The following is an 18,387-nucleotide window of genomic DNA, read 5'->3' as shown; positions in this document are numbered from 1 at the left end:
TTCCTGTACTGGAAGGGCTATTTTCTTTTACTCAATAAACGTCGAAATTTCAGACAACGCTTTTTTGTATGTGGCGTGTTTTGGAATAGTTGCGCCGTCCTCGGGGTAACCCACAACAATCAACATGTAAGGTCTGTCATTGCTGTTGTCTCTTCCGCAAATTGAACTCAGGAAACTCATTGGCTTTGGCGTGTGCGTCAACGTTCCCAATCCCGCGTTGTGCAGAGCCTGAAGTAGAAAGCCTGTCGCAATGCCAACGGATTCGTGGACGTAATAATTAGTCTGACTGTCATCGTTGTCCATGCCTCCACGCTTTTGCGAAAAGACAGCAATCAGCCACGGGGCTTTTTCTAAATAAGGTTTGCTGGCATTGGTGCCCAAAGGTTTAAGGGCATCTAACCACTCTTGCCCTGCTCTGCCTTCATAGAAAGAGTGTTCCAGTTCCTCTGCCGCAAGGCGAATTTTGGCTTTCGTTTCCTGACTGTTGATTGCCACAAAGTGCCATGGCTGATGATTAGCACCGCTTGGAGCACTTCCTGCTGCCAGAATACAATTCTCGATAATGGATTTAGGGACGGGGCGATCAGAGAACTGACGGATGGAATGTCGACGCTTGACCAGTTCGTAATTCTGCTCTGCCCGGTCGACCATTTCAGAGACCGGATACTCGATAAAATCTGTGAGTGGGAGTTGAGTGTCTTCAGACATAACGCTTCCTTGCTTTCATTATTGTCTGACTACTATAGCGAGAAAACGAGACAGTATTCGGGAAGAACTTTTTAGAGAAGACAGACTGAGAGCACCGTCTAGTTTTATTAACAGCTCGATTCGGCGATTACAGAAAAAAATAGGTCAGTGCCAAAGCACTGACCTGTCAGATAAAAACTTATTTAGTGGTCACTTGTTGAGCCTTATCCATCACCCCTAGCGCACCAAATGCTGTTATCACATCCAGATTGCTGGTTAAGCCACTTTCGTTGCTGCCACCAATGTAGTTCTGAGGCATCTCAACCTGGAAGTTTTGCAGGTTGTTATACAGCACATTGGCCACATCACGATTCAGCTCCGCAAGGTACACCTCTCTGTTGGCACCTAATGCTGCGTACTTCGCTTTCAGGATTTGAGCTTCCGCATTACCCTTCTCAAGTATCGCCTTAGCTTCAAACTCCGCAGATAGTGAATTGGCTTTTTGAATCGCCAGATTAGCTTCCGCAATTGCCAGTTCTTTCTCTTTTTCTACTTCTGCCAGACGCTTTTTCTTCTCAACTTCAACGATCTCACGTTCGGCAATCTGACGTGCAATCTCGACCTCTTTCTGCTGAGAGATGATCGCGAGCTCTTTCTGACGCTGGGCGTCCTGAACTTCACGTGTACGCTGGATCTCTTTTCTCAGCTGTTCAGTTTCAGCCTGGGCTTTAGAGGTCTCTTGCTCCTGAATCGCTCGGATTCTGTCTGCGACCAGACGCTTTTTGTCTGCCAATAATTGGTCTAGTTGGGTTTCCGGTTGAGGATCACCAATGGTTACCTGTGTTACCTGTATACCATATTGCTGCAACGGGTTGTCTTGCCTGATTGGCTGACCATTAGCATCTCTCACCGGAACGGTTTTCCATACCAGTTGCTGGGTACGTTGCAATTTATTGGCATCCGATTGCTCCATTCCAACAGGTGCCAGATCAAGCTGCTCAACTTCGACCTGTTTTCGCTCAGTCAGGTAGATACCATCTCTAAGCTGATCACCCAGTTTCGATTTGAACTGGTTTAATCCCCCTTGGAAGAACTCTTCCCCCGTGTATTGGGTCGCCGTAATCACGGTTACGTTTCGGGCATTTTTCACCAGCAACGCATCTATCAGGTTGCTGTTATTTCGAAACTCTCGGTGCATTTTGATTGCCGCTTCCGGATCGGTACTGAGCTTGAACCGGAAGGTCACTGGTATTTCACCAATGTAGGTATCGGCAAAGCGCACCTGAACTGGGTCCAACCTTTGGTAGAAGTCCTCTCCTGTGTTGTTACCAAACGAAACGGTAATCACCTGATCGTATTTGGTAATTTTTGAGAGAAATGGCATCCGAAAATGGATACCTGGTTGGGTGAACACATCCAGCTCACCTGTGATGTTATTCTGGTGAACGTATGTGTAACCAGCATCGGTCATTAACACCGAGCTATTGATTGTTAAGCCAAATGCCAGCAGGGGAACGCCGATTAGTGCACCTTTGATTCCCTTACGCATAGCGCTACGCTTTTCTTCAGCTTTCAGGCTTTCTCCTAGCATGTTTATCTCCGTTTGTTGTTATCAAGACAGTTAAATCGAGCAAAACAAAGTAGTGAACAGACTTGTTAACAACGAAACAAAATGTAACAGATAATTTACCAATATAAAAACCGAATAAATCTGCGTTATTTTATGGTTTTTACGAATATTTAGAAGTAAATATAGAGATGGAATCAGGAAAGTAAAAATGCGCCACAAGGGCGCATTTTTCTTAAGAGGTATTGGAGTTTCTGTTAGTTATTTGCACATTCAAATGGACCAACGTATCGCCACTCTTTGCTTCGGTTATTTTGAGAAACATTTGCAGGTGGTAATTTGCCTTTACTCCAATGGTTCGCTTCGTATACATGCCCCATGAACAAGACATTCTCACCACTGTTGTATTGATGGTTCTGATTCCAGGTCTTAGGGTGAACGTCTTTCACATCCAATGTCCATGCTTCTGACGTAGCAGGAGTACCTGTTCTGGTCCACCATTTTGCTCGGTATACTTTGTTATTGAACAGTACTTTGTTACCGCCAACGTAAGTACGCCCTTTCTTCCATGCTGGGTACTTAGCTTGCTCTGCTTTCGATGCATTCAAACATTTATGAGCACTTTGAGATTCAAAAAATACCCAACCTTGAGTACTGCAAGCCCAAAGCTTACCGGTGTTTGCATCAAATGCGTTCTTTCCTGCGTCTGTCAGGTAACGACATTCCTGAGCGTCAGGTTTACCTGTAGTGGTGTCGAAAGACTGGAAAGCAGCAGCTTGTGTCGATAAGCCTAGAGTGGCGATCATTAGCACTGATCGTGCGGTGGTTGAGAATTTCATCGAGAGCCCCTTATTATTTGTGACATTAGTTCCAACTAATCGCCACGAATTCTAATGGTGCTCATCTTATATGCATATAAACTTAAGTTTATTTTATAAATAAAATGATAAATATATGAAAAAGCCGCTCACACTGGAGCGGCTTTGTAACAGTTTGTATCGGAAGTTGATTACTTCACTCGACCTACGTATTCGCCGCTACGAGTGTCAACTTTGATCACTTCACCAATAGCAATGAACAGAGGAACACGAACTACAGCACCAGTGACCAGTGTTGCTGGCTTACCACCCGTACCTTGAGTATCGCCTTTCAGACCAGGATCAGTTTCGGTTACTTCAAGCTCTACGAAGTTTGGTGGCGTTACCGCGATTGGGTTACCGTTCCAAAGTGTAATCATGCAAGTGTCGTTTTCTACCAACCACTTAGCGTTGTCGCCAACGGCTTTCAGATCCGCTGCGATCTGCTCGAATGACTCACTGTTCATGAAGTGGTAGAACTCACCGTCGTTGTATAGGTAGTCCAGATCGATGTCCATTACATCTGCTACTTCAACAGTGTCGCCTGACTTGAAAGTCTTCTCTAAAACTTTACCAGAAAGCAGCTTACGGATTTTTACGCGGTTGAATGCCTGACCTTTACCCGGCTTAACATACTCGTTTTCGAGAATGACACACGGCTCATTATCAAGCATAATTTTAAGACCGCCTTTAAATTCATTCGTGCTAACAGTAGCCATTTTTTCCTCTTACCATCTTCGAGTTCAATTTAATGCCGCACATCATAACCCGAAAAGCTGTTTCTGTTGAGCAAAACTGGCTCAAACAATTGGCGAATGCGATCTCCGATCCTCGCAAGTTGCTTCAAGCCGTTGAAATTGAACCAACTCCGTGGGAAAAAGGACTGGCTGCACGTGAACTCTTTGCCATGCGAGTACCACAGAGCTTTGTTAATCGCATGGAAAAAGGCAATCCGAACGATCCTCTGCTCAGGCAGGTATTGCCTTTGATGGAAGAGTTTGAAATACATAAAGGCTATTCAGCCGATCCATTGGAAGAGCAGGACAACGATCAACCGGGACTGCTGCACAAGTACAAATCCCGTGTATTGATGATCGTAAAGGGTGGTTGTGCGATCAACTGCCGATACTGTTTCCGCCGTCATTTTCCTTATCAGGACAACAAAGGCTCCAAATCAGTTTGGGAACAAAATTTGGCTTACATTGCCGAGCGAGATGAAATCAATGAAGTGATCTTATCTGGCGGCGATCCCCTAATGGCGAAAGACAGTGAACTGGAATGGCTTGTCTCGCGAATTGAAGCTATCCCACACGTGAAAACGCTACGTATCCACTCCCGGTTACCAGTGGTGATTCCGTCTCGTATTACCGATGAGCTTTGTTATCTGCTGCGCGGAAGCCGTTTAAATGTGGTCATGGTGACGCACATTAACCACGCAAATGAAATCGATGGCGAGCTTGCCGCATACCTTGCCAAACTGAAACAGGCTGGAGTGATACTCCTCAACCAAAGCGTTCTGCTTAAAGGGGTCAACGATAACGCCGAAGCCCTGATCAAACTGAGTGAAACTCTGTTCAATGCGGGCGTGCTTCCCTACTACATCCACGTGTTAGATAAAGTGCAGGGCGCGGCGCATTTCTTCGTTTCGGATCAGGAAGCGAAAGTATTGATGTCTAAGTTGATAGAGGAAGTGTCTGGGTATCTGGTGCCAAAGCTCACCAGAGAAATTGGCGGGCGTAAAAGCAAAACACCGCTGGATCTGCATTTGGAATAAAGCCCCTGTCAGGCGCAGGAGCTTTGAAAAGCGTTCAACTTAGATAGCGAAGTTCACCAACGGGAAGCAAGGCAGGAACCCGTTATCCGCACAGTTGATCAAACCAATCTGCACACCTTCGATCTGCTTGGTTTTGTTGAATACACCAAGTTGAATGTTGGATTTTTCAGACAAACTCACCAGACCTACATCTGCCATAGTAAAGCCTTCCGAGTAGTTCACAGCACTAACGTTAACGCCTTTTACATCATTAGTCAGGTTCACAACACCGAAGTTCGCCCCTTTTGTACTGCCAGTGTTCCAGTTAAACAGACCTAAAGACAAACCTTTCATCTCTTTGTTTACTTTAGATGCACCAAAGAACATACCCAGGTTTAGACCTGTCGTGGTGTCGGTTTCCGACATCCCCAGTACCGACACATCAACCCCTTTTACCGCGCTCACTTTTCCGTGTAGAACCGAAAGACGGACACCGCCTACGGCATCATTCGACGGTGCGTTGTAGCCGTCCAGAGTAGAAAACATCGCGACAGAATCTTGAGCCATTGTCACCGGCGATACAAGCGCTGCAGTAACGGCAGCAACAGACATCAGTTTTTTCATTTGTTAAGTCTCCAAAGACTCAAAGGAACAGGAGCGCGAAATATAAGCGAGATATATTGGTTGAGCAACACATGGATTTTCCTTGATTCGATTAAGATTTTTTGTCATTTGACTGGCAAATATTTATTGTCGAATCCATAAAAACATTTCATCAACGGAAACGGTGACTTCTTCCTTTTTTAACCTAATATTCGCACCTTATTGAGGAGCGTATTACATGACAGAATTATCAAAATGGTTAGACTTGGGACCTTTTTCCTGGTGGGGGCTTATTTGCTGTGCAATCTGTGGTTCGCTGATTGGGATTGAACGCCAAACTCGTGGAAAACCCGTTGGAATACGAACATCCATTCTGATCATTTCCGGAACCTATTTTTTCATGTCGCTGGCAGTGCACCTTTCTCCAAACAGTTTGGATCAGGCTCGAGTGCTTGGTCAGATCATAACTGGGGTAGGATTTCTTGGTGCTGGCGTGATGATGACACTGGATGGCAAGATACACGGCGTAACCTCGGCGGCGATCATTTGGGTATTGGCGGCGCTAGGTTTAATGACAGGATTAGGCTTTGGGCAACAGGCAATCATGGTGACCTTGCTGACACTTTCAGTATTGCTTGGGGTCGATAAGCTGGAAAGCAGCTTTATGAGTTTAAGACGGGGTGTCCACCAGTCCATTGGCAGACGCAATAAACGAGGATAGGCAAGCCAGTTCTAATGGCTGACAACCTGAATGATCTCTTTGGTTTCAGCACACTGAGCAATAAAACGAGTTTTCACACTGCGCCACAAATGCAGATAACCATCGAACTTATGGACGGGAAGAATCTCGAAGTGCCCGTCCATTTCACAATCCCGAGTGATCCCTTCAGGCAAACGATAAGGCGTTAACGCCACTTCCATTTCTAACTGGCTGAGTAAGTGGTGCCCCTGCTCCATCGATTCACAGGGCATAAGCAAAATCCACTCACCATCTCCAGACGCCGCCATAATGTCAAAGGAACGCAGCCTCTCGCTGACAATACCTTGCACATGCGTTTTGACCTGGATAACGGATTCTTCAGACAGGTATTGCGTATCTTTTACAGTGTAGGCTGCCACAATTAGGTAGGGCAGCTCCCTTAGCTCGCTCAATCTGGCTTCTAAGCCTTTGATGTTCAGTAAGCCAGAATCGTCATCAATATGAATTCGCTTATCTTCGTAATCCTGAATCAAAGACCAGTTTTTACTGACTAGCAGCGTGACCACAAAGAGGTAAGAGACAAACCAAGTTACCAGCCAGTAATGCTTGCACCTCCACAAGTGGTAGATGTGCTGTTGCCAGGTTTGATCAATGTTTAAGAACAGACGTGTATTTTGAGAGGAATCATTGATTGAACCAGACTTTTTATAGGACAAAAGGCTGCTACGGTTTTCCCCAGCATACGGGCTAATTTCGTATTCTCTATCCAGACCTCTCTTAAGATGATCGGCAAAAACGTCCATTGCCAGAACCCCAGCCAGCCCACCATTTTTATAGACGGCTGAGCTCAGAGTCACCACCGACTTCCCGGTAAACAGGTCACGATACTCACCCGTAAAAGCGATATTACGACTGTTATTCGCCAATCCATATTTCATGGTATTGCGCCAGAATGGTCGGTATTTCAGGACTTCATCAAATGTATTGCTGGTGATGTTTCGTGCCAGCTCAGAAGGCGATGAAATGATGAACTGGTCTTTAGAAATAAAATAGAACGAAGAAATCGCACCATGCGTGTTAACCAGATAAGACATCACATGAGCACTAGGCAACCAGAAATGCGCATCTTGATACAGCGAGGTTCGCTCGTCACACATATCAACGATGCCTGCAATGATGAAATCAGAATGGATACCCGCTTCCGGTTCTCCTTCCAATGAACAGGTGGTGTCTTTTATCGAAGACTTCAGAGAGGCGGGGTACTGAGGCAAATTGAATTGAGACAGGGACGTCATTTCATATTCCACTGCCCGCAACGTATTAGACAACTCTTTCAACGTCGCTGAAACGTGCTTTTTCTCTGCTGTAAACTCTTCAGATGCTTCGTTAAGTGCATCCACCACTAAGAGAAGCAGAAACAAGCCAAACAAAGCCGTCACGCCTAGCAAAGAGCGCTTAATGGGAAATGAGTGATTATGGCTCACCGAGTTAACCTAGCTGTTTATTTTTATGCCCCTAACATACCAGAACAATATGCGACATACAGCGATTTTTTAGCCTAGATTAGCGAAGGGTTATTAAATGATAGAGGGTTTATCTGAAATATATAAAATAAACATACTCAAACCACCTCAAGATGCAGGATTCAGAGCGTTATCTCCTGTTTCAATTCAAGGAAAAGAACGCAGTGGAATGACGAGTCCTTTCCAAGTTCTTTGACGATGAAATGAGGCAGGAGATACGCTCCCAAGGGCGAGTTTGCTTGGCTTTCATACTGCGTTATCGATTCTCGATTTAGAGCCACTAGATCTTCAAATCGATGTCTTGTCTGAAAACCAAGCAACTCTCGCTGAAACTAGCATCTTGAGGTAGTTTGAGTATAAACAAATGAATGTTCTCATCTGTCTGATAAACATAAAAAAGCCTCGCAATTGCGAGGCTCTTAGTATCCAGAATGGAGGAGGCTTACATCATGCCGCCCATGCCACCCATTCCGCCCATGCCACCCATATCAGGCATAGCAGGAGCATCTTTCTGAGGTAGGTCAGTAACCATAGCTTCTGTAGTGATCATCAGACCCGCAACAGACGCTGCAAACTGAAGTGCGCTGCGCGTTACTTTTGTTGGGTCTAGGATACCCATCTCTAGCATGTCGCCGTACTCACCAGATGCTGCATTGTAGCCGTAGCTGCCTTCGCCTGCTTTCACGTTGTTTGCTACAACAGATTCTTCGTCACCTGCGTTGCTTGTGATCTGGCGGATTGGCGCTTCCATTGCACGTAGTGCAACGCGGATACCAACGTTCTGTTCTTCGTTGTCGCCTTCAAGTTCAGTCAACTTAGAAGCTGCGCGGATAAGTGCAACACCACCGCCTGCTACAACGCCTTCTTCAACCGCTGCGCGAGTCGCGTGCAATGCATCTTCAACGCGGTCTTTCTTCTCTTTCATCTCAACTTCAGTCGCTGCACCAACTTTGATTACTGCAACACCGCCTGCTAGCTTAGCAACGCGCTCTTGTAGTTTTTCTTTGTCGTAGTCTGAAGTCGCTTCTTCGATTTGCTGACGGATTTGAGCAACACGACCTTGGATCGCAGCTTCTTCACCCGCACCATCGATGATGGTTGAGTTTTCTTTCGTGATAGTGACACGCTTAGCCTGACCTAGATCTTCTAGCGTTACTTTCTCTAGCTCCAGACCAATTTCTTCAGAAATCACCGTGCCGCCAGTTAGGATAGCGATGTCTTGAAGCATTGCTTTACGACGATCACCAAAGCCAGGTGCTTTAACCGCAGCTACTTTCACGATACCGCGCATGTTGTTCACAACAAGAGTTGCCAGCGCTTCGCCTTCTACGTCTTCAGCGATGATAAGAAGAGGACGAGAAGCTTTGGCTACCGCTTCAAGAGTTGGAAGCAGTTCACGGATGTTCGATACTTTTTTGTCAATCAGAAGGATGAATGGGTTTTCTAGGTCAACCGCACCCGCTTCCTGGTTGTTGATGAAGTAAGGAGACAGGTAACCACGGTCAAACTGCATACCTTCAACAACGTCTAGTTCGTCTTGCAGAGCCTGGCCTTCTTCAACAGTGATAACACCGTCGCGACCAACTTTTTCCATCGCTTCTGCAATGATGTCACCAACCGTTTGGTCAGAGTTCGCAGAAATAGTACCTACCTGAGCGATCGCTTTTGAGTCTGCACACGGTACAGAAAGCGCTTTCAGTTCTTCAACTGCTGCTAAAACTGCTTTGTCGATACCGCGCTTAAGATCCATTGGGTTCATGCCCGCAGCAACCGCTTTCAGACCTTCGTTTACGATAGACTGAGCCAGTACTGTTGCGGTTGTTGTACCGTCACCCGCAGCATCGTTTGCTTGAGATGCGACTTCTTTAACCATTTGTGCGCCCATGTTCTGGAATTTGTCTTCCAGCTCAATTTCACGCGCTACTGATACACCATCTTTAGTGATCGTTGGTGCACCGAAAGATTTGTCCAGTACGACGTTACGACCTTTAGGACCTAACGTTACTTTTACTGCGTCAGCCAGAACGTTGACACCTTCTAGCATTTTGACTCGTGCGTCGTTACCAAATTTAACGTCTTTAGCAGCCATCTTTAATTTCCCTTTCTCAATTCGATTTTAATCTGTCGTTTTAGAATCAGAGTAAAAATTACTCAACGATTGCCATGATGTCATTTTCAGACATGATCAGAACTTCTTTGCCATCAATCTTTTCAGATTTAGTGCCGTAGCCCTCAGCAAAAATTACTGTATCACCAACTTTTACGTCCAGCGGTTGAACAGTACTGTTTTCTAGGATGCGGCCCTTGCCAACAGCCAGAATCGTACCACGAGTAGATTTTTCCGCAGCAGAACCAGTTAGAACGATGCCGCCTGCAGATTTAGATTCAACTTCTTGGCGTTCAACGATAACTCGGTCATGTAAAGGACGAATATTCATCGGTCGTCTCTCCTGATTAGATGTTTCCATTTGATGTAAGAAATGCCGTAAAACGGCTTGTGGATCTTATATAGGGCGTACAATCCGATAACCCAAGGGGGCAAAACTGTTTTTTTGTGACGTATGTTGAAAAAACCATCACCTTTTAGAGAAATTTCATGTTTTGCGAAGGAAATGTACGTTTACAACGCCTTCGCTTACTCTTTTATAACGTCTGTAGCGGGTCTGGTTTTTCTTCTGTATCCTACGTTTTTTTGTTGCCAGTTAAGTTGTAACCCCTATGCAGGATAAACACGGATTACTGACGGGTCCCATCCCAGAAGTTCTGAGAAAGATGACCATACCCATGACCTTTGGGCTGGTATCTATTCTGATGTTTAACTTGGTGGATACTTTCTTTATTTCTCTTCTTGGCACTCAGGCTCTTGCCGCCGTCAGTTTTACTTTCCCCGTCACATTTGCTGTAAGTAGCATCACTATGGGAATAGGGATAGGTCTGTCTACCAACATCGGGCGACTTTTGGGTCAGGGTAATAATCAGCATGCCGCGAGGTTTTCATCTCATGGGCTGATTCTGGCGATTATGCTGGTCAGTCTTGCGTGCGCAGCCGGATTTTTCACTATTGAGCCTTTGTTTACACTGCTCGGTGCGACGCCAGATCTTATCCCTCTGATCAAAGAATACATGCAGGTGTGGTATCTCACGATTCCATTGCTGGTTATTCCGATGGCTGGCAATAGCGCCATTCGCGCCACTGGAGACACCAAAACGCCAGCCAAAATCATGATGACGGCAGGCGTCATCAACGGCATTCTCGACCCATTTCTGATCTTTGGTTATGGTCCTTTCCCAGAGTTAGGTATTCAGGGAGCGGCTATAGCCAGCGCACTAAGCTGGTTAGGCGCGTTATCAGGTTCTTTGTATGTTCTGATAACACGAGTGAAATTGCTGGCTCTTCCTCACATCTCTTCGTTGCTCCAGGACTGGCGAGATTTACTCAAGATCAGTACGCCTGCCATGCTATCAAACGCTATGTCTCCTCTTGCCGGGGCACTATTGATGATGATTCTCGCTTCCCACGGTACAGCGGCTGTCGCGGCGTATGGGGCAGCTCAGAGAGTGGAGTCAATTCTGATATTGGTGATGATGGCACTGAACTCGGCGCTGACTCCGTTTATGGCCCAGAACATTGGAGCCAAAAACCCAACCCGCAGCTTTCAGGCTCTGTTCCTGTGTATGCGATTTTTGATTCTTTTCCAGTTACTGATTTTTGTCATGATGGTGCCACTCAGTGTCCCTATATCAGCGCTTTTCTCACAAGAACAATCCGTACGAGATCTACTCTGGCACTATTTGCTGGTAGTGCCGCTTAGCTATGGGTTTCAGGGCATTTTAATGGTACTGGTAAGTGGTTTGAACGCGCTACACAGACCTATGCAGGCATTTACCTGGAGTGCCATGCGCCTGTTTATTTTCACGTTACCCTGCGCGTGGGCAGGCAGCCTGATTTATGGTGTGGAAGGGTTATTCATTGGGCTCGCCATAGGTAATTTTGCTGGCGGGATTTTGGGGTATTTCTACGCTATTAAAATTCGAAATGATACTCTAAATTCCGTTGCCGTTACGTAACCCAGTTACAAGATTTTATAGAGGCAATAAAAAACCGCAGCACTGGCTGCGGTTTTTTCATTTTTGACAAGGCTTCTTAGAACAGCTCTTGTGCCACTTTGAACAGATCCTGGCGAACCGGGCGCTTCATGTTCTCGATGCAGTCGATAATGTCGTGGTGTACCAGTTGTTCTTTCTGAATACCAACACAACGACCACCATGACCTTCCATCAGCAAGTGAACGGCGTAGTTACCCATACGCGATGCCAGTACACGGTCAAATGCGGTTGGACGACCACCACGCTGGATGTGACCCAGTACAGTCGCACGAGTTTCACGACCGGTTGCGGATTCGATCTCTTTAGCCAGTTCATTCGCATCCATCATAAGCTCAGTCAGAGCAATGATTGCGTGCTTCTTGCCTTTCTTGATGCCGTCTTGAATGTTTTCGATAAGCTGAGCACGATCCAAACCTGTTTCAGGTGTGATGATGTACTCACAACCACCAGCAATAGCAGACATCAGAGTTAGGTCACCACAGTGACGACCCATGATTTCTACGATAGAAATACGCTGGTGAGAAGAAGAGGTATCACGCAGACGGTCGATGGCATCAATAACCGTATTCAGAGCAGTCAGGTAACCAATGGTGTAGTCTGTGCCTGCGATGTCGTTATCGATCGTGCCTGGCAGACCGATACACGGGTAGCCCATTTCTGTTAGTTTTTTCGCGCCCATGTAAGAACCGTCACCACCAACAACAACCAGAGCGTCGATGCCGTGTTCTTTCAGGTTTTCGATCGCTTTTTCGCGAACTTCTACTTCTTTAAACTCTGGGAAACGTGCAGAGCCAAGGAAAGTACCACCCTTGTTGATCACGTCAGATACGCTGCAGCGATCCAATTTCTCGATACGGTTTTCGTATAGACCCAAGTAGCCGTCATAAATACCGTATACTTCTAGCCCTTCAGACAGTGCTGTACGTACCACGCCGCGAACTGCTGCGTTCATGCCTGGTGCGTCGCCGCCACTTGTCAAAACACCGATCTTCTTAATCATGCTCACCCTCTGATATCTGGGAATTTAATCTCTAATTCTAAATGCCATTATCGGCGAAATCTTATCTTATTCACGTTATGTTACACTTCCGCTCCACAAAGGAATACACAACGAAATAATGAAACTTTTCTACTTATGAAAGAGTATTACAATTATGCTATTAAACTTTGTTGATTCACATCACGTTCGATAGCGGTTTGTGTGGTTTGCACAAAAGATAGCTAATTCTCTTCCATTTGTCTTCTTTCTTTCGCGGTTCGTAATAATTAACTTAATAACGTACGATCCTCAGATTATTCAGCTTCAGGAATAACAGAAAGTGGATCTTGGTGAATCAGAATGTCACCTTCGGGGAATCTTTCGAGCAATTTATGTTCAACGGCTAAAGAAATGCGATGCGCTTCAATGAGCGGCATGTGATCGGCTAACTCCAGATGGAGCTGAATAAAGCGAACAGGTCCCGACATTCGAGTACGAATCTGGTGAACCCCCTCCACGCCTTCTACCGAACAGGTAATGGTACGAATATCTTCAATTTCTTCATCAGGAAGCTGTCTGTCCAGCAGAGACTGAACTGCCTCATAGACCATGCGAATCGCGCTCGACAGAATGAACACCCCAATGCCGATGGCAAAAATGGCATCCGCCTGTCCCATGCCATACCAGCTTAGCCCGAGCGCCAATATAATAGCGGCATTCATATACAAGTCGGATTGGTAATGCAGAGAATCTGCCGCGATGGCCTGGCTGCCTGTTTTTCTGACGACGTGCTTCTGGAAAGCCACCAGCCCGCCTGTTACAAAAATAGCAAATAAGCTGATGTAAACGCCCAGTTCTGGAGATTGCAGTTCATGCGGCCTGAAAAAGCGGTCGACACCATTTAATATCAGGAAACACGCCGATCCCGAGATAAACATCGCCTGTGCCAGTGCCGCCAGTGATTCGGCTTTTCCGTGTCCGAACGAATGCTCTTTATCTGCCGGCTGAAGAGAGTAACGAATCACAATCAGATTCACTACCGAGGCTGCGATATCCAATAGTGAGTCAATCAATGAAGCCAGTAAGCTCACCGATCCCGTTACCCACCATGCGGCAACTTTAACGATAAGAAGCAGACTTGCTACCAGTGTCGCCAGCCACGCTGCCATGGAGACGTATTTAGAGTATTCAGATTTCATCATGCCAAATTGCTGCTGTTATTTTATTTTTATGTGTTCAAATTACTTTAATTTTTGCTGTGGCACAAAAAAGAGGTGATGTAATTCGTCACAGATCGCCAATCGCCCTCTAATTTCAGTAAACCAATGAAAAATAAGGAACAGCAAACCGTTAACTCAACAAAATCCGTTTGTTTTATAAGTAGTTTTAAAGCCGGTCACAAATTTCACTACTGCATTGAAAATTGAATTGAAATTCAGTGAACGGATTATAAAGTCTCAACGAAACTCACAAACGATATACACATATATGCTTAATAAAAAAACAATGGCTTCTCTTTTGTTAGTAGGCCTATCAACAACGCTAGTAGGCTGTGCAACGGTTCAGGGCACAGTAACCGAAAATCAGGACGGTACGTTCAACTCCTTCTTCTCAGACGATGACAAAAGCAACGCAATGAGAGTGGCAAGCAGCGATACCAAAGCTACCTGCGAAAAACGCTTCGGCGAAAACTCTCACCCACTGGTTATCAATCAGGATGTTAAAACCATTCTTCCCGAAGAAATCAAAACGGGTAACCAGGTCATGGATTCATTGGTGAAACTGGGTCAAACCTTAGAAGATCCAAACTACAAAGCAACCTATGAAGTGACCACACAATTTAAGTGTTCCGCTTAATCAGAATTGCCTCAAGGTCAGCTGTAATAGCTGACCTTTTTATTTGTAGTAATGGTTATACAGACTTTCTGTCTGACCGCTGTTTTTTAAGTCCAACAAAGCTTGAGCGAACTGGTAAGCCTTGCTGTCTTCCTGCATGAGAATAGGAAAATTCTCTTTAGTAACAGGATTGTTTTCTTTGAACTTCTTATTGGGTTTGCCCGAAAACCACTGGGACTTTTGAGAAAAACCAAGATACAGCGGCACGACTCCACCACAACATTCCGGATGCAACTTTACTCCTGATACCTTGTTCTGTTTGAGTTGATACTCGAGTGTTGATTTGTTGTAGATGTAAAAATCCCCTCGGTTGCGCAGCAGAAAGTCGACCGCCTGCATTGAAGTCATCTCCGGTGGTTCTTTTACATGAATGCCCTTCACTCCTCCGGTGATATCTGGAGAACCTCTCGCCCGAAGCAGTACTTTGCCTTTTAATTGTTTTAAATCCGTGATGTTTGGAAAGTCCTCACGAGACACGCCAATATCGCCACCGGGCAGTCCATTTTCGATAAAGTAAGCAAACGAGGCACGTTTTTCAGTCAGATTAAATCCGGGGTAGAAATCGATTTCACCCCGTTCAAGCAGGTTAATGACTTTGTTTTTAGGAAGCCGGACGACCTGTAATTCACACCCCACCATTTCTGCCGCTTTTTGGTAAAGGTCCAGATACAAGCCTGAGTTGTCAGGAGCACGGGCAATATTCGGTGGGCGCTCGTTAGTGCGATACCCCATTTTCAGAACGCAGGTTGAATCGCCAGCCGTGGTAGGAAGAGATAAAGACATCAACCCCATCATCAACATTGGAAATACCACTCTCCACATCGTTTGGTTTACCCCTATTCAGAACCGATACCAAAATCATAGACAACAAAGTTTTTATATACCAAACACACAAGCCAGAATGCAGAAAAGCAGCCTGATGGCTGCTTTTCTGTGCTCTTGTAAACCGATGCGAATTAGCTGTCTTGCTGACGCTCTGCAAATTTCTCGGCGCATTTTTCAGCGCGTTCCTGCTGTAGCTCCTGCAGTTTAGTCTTCTGCTCTGCGGTTAGAATGCTCATAGCTTTGTGTTGCTGCTCAAGCATTTTAACGCGTTTTTCCGTCTGCGCTTCTACCATTTGAGTCGCCAGCGCCTGAGCTGCATTTTCGTCAAAGGTATCGGCTAGCAAAAGTTGCTGAACCTGCTGCTGGTGTGCCCGCTTCTGAGCAAACATTTCCGAAGACTTACCTTTCATATTGCTTCTTGCGTCTTCACGCATCTGCTTCAGTTGTGCTTTCTGCTCATCTGTCAGGTCGAGCTTACGCATGACTCGCTTGTCCAGACCAACACCGCATTTCCCACCAAATTCGTGTCCGCCTTTATGGTGACCTTTACCACCAAAAGCCATTACGCTTGCACTGCCTAAAACCAAAGGAAGAGCGGCTGCCATCAGTACCATTTTCTTTGCTAGTTTCATAATTCTGTTCTCGATCGTCATTGGAAAATTGTTGCTTTCGAGCTGCGTTTGCAGCGCTTGAGGATAGAATAAGATGCGGGTTGTAAAGTGACGTTTAGAAAGCGTAAATCAACGTAAAGAGTTCTGGTTGCAGATAATTTGTGAGTATCATGAGAATAGAAGACGCGTAACTGAGGTGACCATGGCACATATCCTATTAGTAGATGACGATACTGAATTGACCAGCTTATTGAGTGACATTCTGACGTTTGAGGGCTTTGAAATCAGCCAGGCAAACGACGGACAAGCGGGGTTAGACGCCGTAGATGAAAGCGTTGATCTGATTTTGCTGGATATCATGATGCCTAAACTCAACGGCATGGAAATGCTGAAGAAGTTACGTGAAAACTGGCAAACTCCTGTTTTAATGCTGACCGCAAAAGGGGAAGAGATAGACCGTGTGATCGGTCTTGAACTGGGCGCAGACGACTACCTCCCCAAACCCTTCTCAGACAGAGAACTGATGGCTCGTATACGCGCAATTCTCAGACGCACGCAAAACAACGACTCCAATGGTAATAAAGAACCGGATTGTACCGCTTATCAGGATCTCAAAGTCTACCCGGGGAAACAGGAAGCCTACTGCGGCGATGCCTTACTCGACTTAACCACCACAGAATTTGCTCTGCTCAGCCATTTTGTCGCTAACCCCGGAGAAACATTAACCAAGGAAACACTCAGCCTGGATGTGCTAGGGAAACGTCTTGCTCCGTTTGACCGTGCCGTCGATATGCACGTTTCTAATCTGCGCAAAAAGCTCCCGTTGAGAAGCGACAATAAACCCAGAATCAAAACCCTGCGCGGACGTGGTTACATGCTGGTCGAGGCTGGCTAATGCGTATCCCTTTGCTATCAAGCCTGTACGGACGAATTTTTGCGATTTTCTGGCTAACCATGCTGTTGGTGCTGATTGCAGTGTTGATTGCGCCGAACTTCGACCCGCGACAGCCACACGATATTCCACCGGATCATCTGGATCGCATTCAGGAGTCAGTCACAAAGCTCGAAAACCGCCTTCGCAATTACCCAGACATTGAGCAGCTTGCCAGAAAACTGGCTAATCGAGACCATCACGGTAAGCGCCCGTTAATTTACTTAACGGATTTAGAAGGCAACTTGCTGACCAGAGAACGAGGTCCAATCCGCAAAGCATTACAAAACTTCATCACTCAATCGAATCTGACCGATATCACGCCCCAGCAAAAACTGTACGGTCGACTGATGGTAGCGGGTCCGTTTCCAGTGACGCTTTCTGGGCAGAATCTATTGCTGTTCAGCACTGCAAAGTGGAACCAACCACCTCCCTTCTTGCTGCAACTGTTTGACCGCCCGTTGCAGCTATTGTTTGTCGTTATGCTCGCCAGTACCCCACTCCTTCTGTGGCTAGCGTGGGCACTAAGCCAGCCTGCACGCAGATTAGAAAAAGCCGCCAAGCGAGTCGCTAAAGGAGAATTCGTTGCCGACCCAGATTTGGAAAAAGGCACAAGGGAATTCCAGCAAGCAGGCACCAGCTTCAATCAAATGGTATTAGCCGTTGATCAAATGATCACCGGTCAGCAACGGCTTCTTTCCGACATCTCACATGAACTTCGTTCCCCGTTAACGCGCCTGAGAATGGCCAATGCGCTGGCGACTCGCAAACAGGGAGAAAGTGACGAACTCAAACGCATCGATACCGAAGCTGAGCGGCTGGAAAAAATGATCGGTGAATTGCTGGAACTTTCACGCATGCAAATCAATAGCCATGAGGATCGCCAACATCTAGACGTGGCAGATTTGTGGGAAGAAATTCTTAAAGACGCGCAGTTTGAAGCGGAGCAGAAGGAAAAAACACTGACCTATACATCACTCCCAAACGTCAGTGTGCACGGCAACCCTAACCTTTTGATGAGTGCAGTGGAAAACATTGTGCGTAACGCCATTCACTATGGTGAAAGTACCGTCTCTGTATCATTTGCCGTTGAGCAATCGACCTTACAGATTACGGTGGACGACAACGGCAGCGGCGTACCTGAAGAAGAACTCGAGGACATATTCCGCCCCTTCTATCGAGTATCCACCGCCCGAGACCGCCATTCTGGCGGAGCAGGCCTTGGCTTAGCCATTACGGAAAGTGCCATACGCCAACACAACGGCACCATAAAAGCCAACGTCAGCCCTTTAAGTGGCTTACAAGTGTGCATTACCTTACCTATCAGCTAATTAGACTCAGGCGCTAC

At 46.1% G+C, this 18,387-nt stretch carries 18 protein-coding genes; 6 read left to right on the top strand and 12 right to left on the bottom strand.

The annotated features are described in order from the left end of the window. Positions 1–27: 27 nt before the first annotated feature. The 4 genes from QMG91_RS01345 to efp form a co-directional block, all read right to left on the bottom strand. On the bottom strand, positions 28–708 hold the full coding sequence (locus QMG91_RS01345; protein ID WP_022594199.1) for a nitroreductase family protein: 681 nt from the start codon (positions 706–708) through the stop codon (positions 28–30). 178 nt (positions 709–886) lie between these two features. Next, positions 887–2,278, bottom strand: a complete 1,392-nt coding sequence (locus tag QMG91_RS01340) for an SPFH domain-containing protein (RefSeq protein WP_022551751.1) — start codon at positions 2,276–2,278, stop codon at positions 887–889. A 233-nt stretch (positions 2,279–2,511) separates the two neighbouring features. Beyond that, a complete protein-coding gene (locus QMG91_RS01335) occupies positions 2,512–3,093 on the bottom strand; it encodes a carbohydrate-binding protein (RefSeq protein WP_004399839.1) in 582 nt (193 codons plus the stop codon). 170 nt (positions 3,094–3,263) lie between these two features. Then, positions 3,264–3,830: an elongation factor P gene (efp, locus tag QMG91_RS01330; RefSeq protein WP_004399838.1), complete on the bottom strand. Its 567-nt coding sequence runs from the start codon at positions 3,828–3,830 to the stop codon at positions 3,264–3,266. A gap of 32 nt (positions 3,831–3,862) precedes the next feature. On the opposite strand from efp, the gene epmB reads away from it, so the two are divergent. Beyond that, positions 3,863–4,885, top strand: coding sequence for an EF-P beta-lysylation protein EpmB (gene epmB / locus QMG91_RS01325; protein ID WP_281828384.1), 1,023 nt, complete (start codon positions 3,863–3,865; stop codon positions 4,883–4,885). A 39-nt stretch (positions 4,886–4,924) separates the two neighbouring features. Here epmB and QMG91_RS01320 read toward each other — a convergent pair whose 3' ends face one another. Next, entirely contained in the window at positions 4,925–5,488 is a 564-nt protein-coding gene (locus QMG91_RS01320) for a VC2662 family protein (RefSeq protein WP_223095170.1), read from the bottom strand. Between the two features lie 217 nt (positions 5,489–5,705). Between QMG91_RS01320 and QMG91_RS01315 the strand changes: the two genes are divergently transcribed. After that, entirely contained in the window at positions 5,706–6,188 is a 483-nt protein-coding gene (locus tag QMG91_RS01315) for an MgtC/SapB family protein (RefSeq protein ID WP_281828380.1), read from the top strand. A gap of 11 nt (positions 6,189–6,199) precedes the next feature. Here the strand turns inward: QMG91_RS01315 and QMG91_RS01310 are convergent, their stop codons facing one another. The 3 genes from QMG91_RS01310 to QMG91_RS01300 all read right to left on the bottom strand — a co-directional run bounded on the left by QMG91_RS01310 (position 6,200) and on the right by QMG91_RS01300 (position 10,128). Next, on the bottom strand, positions 6,200–7,651 hold the full coding sequence (locus tag QMG91_RS01310) for a PDC sensor domain-containing protein (protein ID WP_281828378.1): 1,452 nt from the start codon (positions 7,649–7,651) through the stop codon (positions 6,200–6,202). 481 nt (positions 7,652–8,132) lie between these two features. Then, positions 8,133–9,779 (bottom strand): chaperonin GroEL, encoded by a 1,647-nt coding sequence (gene groL / locus QMG91_RS01305; protein ID WP_004399833.1) that lies wholly within the window; start codon positions 9,777–9,779, stop codon positions 8,133–8,135. 58 nt (positions 9,780–9,837) lie between these two features. Further along, positions 9,838–10,128 carry a co-chaperone GroES gene (locus QMG91_RS01300; RefSeq protein WP_281828376.1) on the bottom strand — a complete coding sequence of 97 codons (291 nt, stop codon included), beginning with the start codon at positions 10,126–10,128 and terminating at the stop codon, positions 9,838–9,840. Positions 10,129–10,408: 280 nt separating this feature from the next. Between QMG91_RS01300 and QMG91_RS01295 the strand changes: the two genes are divergently transcribed. Beyond that, positions 10,409–11,758 (top strand): MATE family efflux transporter, encoded by a 1,350-nt coding sequence (locus tag QMG91_RS01295; RefSeq protein ID WP_281828374.1) that lies wholly within the window; start codon positions 10,409–10,411, stop codon positions 11,756–11,758. A gap of 76 nt (positions 11,759–11,834) precedes the next feature. On the opposite strand, the gene pfkA is transcribed toward QMG91_RS01295, so the two are convergent. Then, positions 11,835–12,797 carry a 6-phosphofructokinase gene (gene pfkA / locus QMG91_RS01290; protein WP_004399830.1) on the bottom strand — a complete coding sequence of 321 codons (963 nt, stop codon included), beginning with the start codon at positions 12,795–12,797 and terminating at the stop codon, positions 11,835–11,837. A gap of 293 nt (positions 12,798–13,090) precedes the next feature. Then, positions 13,091–13,975 (bottom strand): CDF family cation-efflux transporter FieF, encoded by an 885-nt coding sequence (fieF, locus tag QMG91_RS01285; RefSeq protein WP_281830422.1) that lies wholly within the window; start codon positions 13,973–13,975, stop codon positions 13,091–13,093. A 307-nt stretch (positions 13,976–14,282) separates the two neighbouring features. On the opposite strand from fieF, the gene QMG91_RS01280 reads away from it, so the two are divergent. Then, complete coding sequence (locus QMG91_RS01280) at positions 14,283–14,633, top strand: hypothetical protein (protein ID WP_022551759.1); 351 nt, start codon at positions 14,283–14,285, stop codon at positions 14,631–14,633. A gap of 39 nt (positions 14,634–14,672) precedes the next feature. Here the strand turns inward: QMG91_RS01280 and QMG91_RS01275 are convergent, their stop codons facing one another. Both QMG91_RS01275 and QMG91_RS01270 read right to left on the bottom strand, forming a co-directional pair. Next, a complete protein-coding gene (locus QMG91_RS01275; protein WP_281828371.1) occupies positions 14,673–15,494 on the bottom strand; it encodes a substrate-binding periplasmic protein in 822 nt (273 codons plus the stop codon). Between the two features lie 134 nt (positions 15,495–15,628). Further along, a complete protein-coding gene (locus QMG91_RS01270; RefSeq protein WP_281828370.1) occupies positions 15,629–16,129 on the bottom strand; it encodes a CpxP family protein in 501 nt (166 codons plus the stop codon). 181 nt (positions 16,130–16,310) lie between these two features. On the opposite strand from QMG91_RS01270, the gene QMG91_RS01265 reads away from it, so the two are divergent. Together QMG91_RS01265 and cpxA are read left to right on the top strand one after the other, a co-directional pair. Beyond that, complete coding sequence (locus QMG91_RS01265; protein ID WP_004399825.1) at positions 16,311–17,003, top strand: response regulator; 693 nt, start codon at positions 16,311–16,313, stop codon at positions 17,001–17,003. Then, positions 17,003–18,370: an envelope stress sensor histidine kinase CpxA gene (gene cpxA / locus QMG91_RS01260; RefSeq protein WP_281828367.1), complete on the top strand. Its 1,368-nt coding sequence runs from the start codon at positions 17,003–17,005 to the stop codon at positions 18,368–18,370. Before QMG91_RS01265 ends, cpxA begins: the two co-directional genes overlap by 1 nt. The last annotated feature ends 17 nt before the right edge of the window (positions 18,371–18,387 follow it).

The sequence above is a fragment of the Vibrio nigripulchritudo genome, from assembly GCF_027924785.1.
GTDB lineage: Bacteria > Pseudomonadota > Gammaproteobacteria > Enterobacterales > Vibrionaceae > Vibrio > Vibrio nigripulchritudo.
Note: the sequence above shows the minus strand (reverse complement) of the source record. Positions and strands in the feature narration are given on the sequence as shown.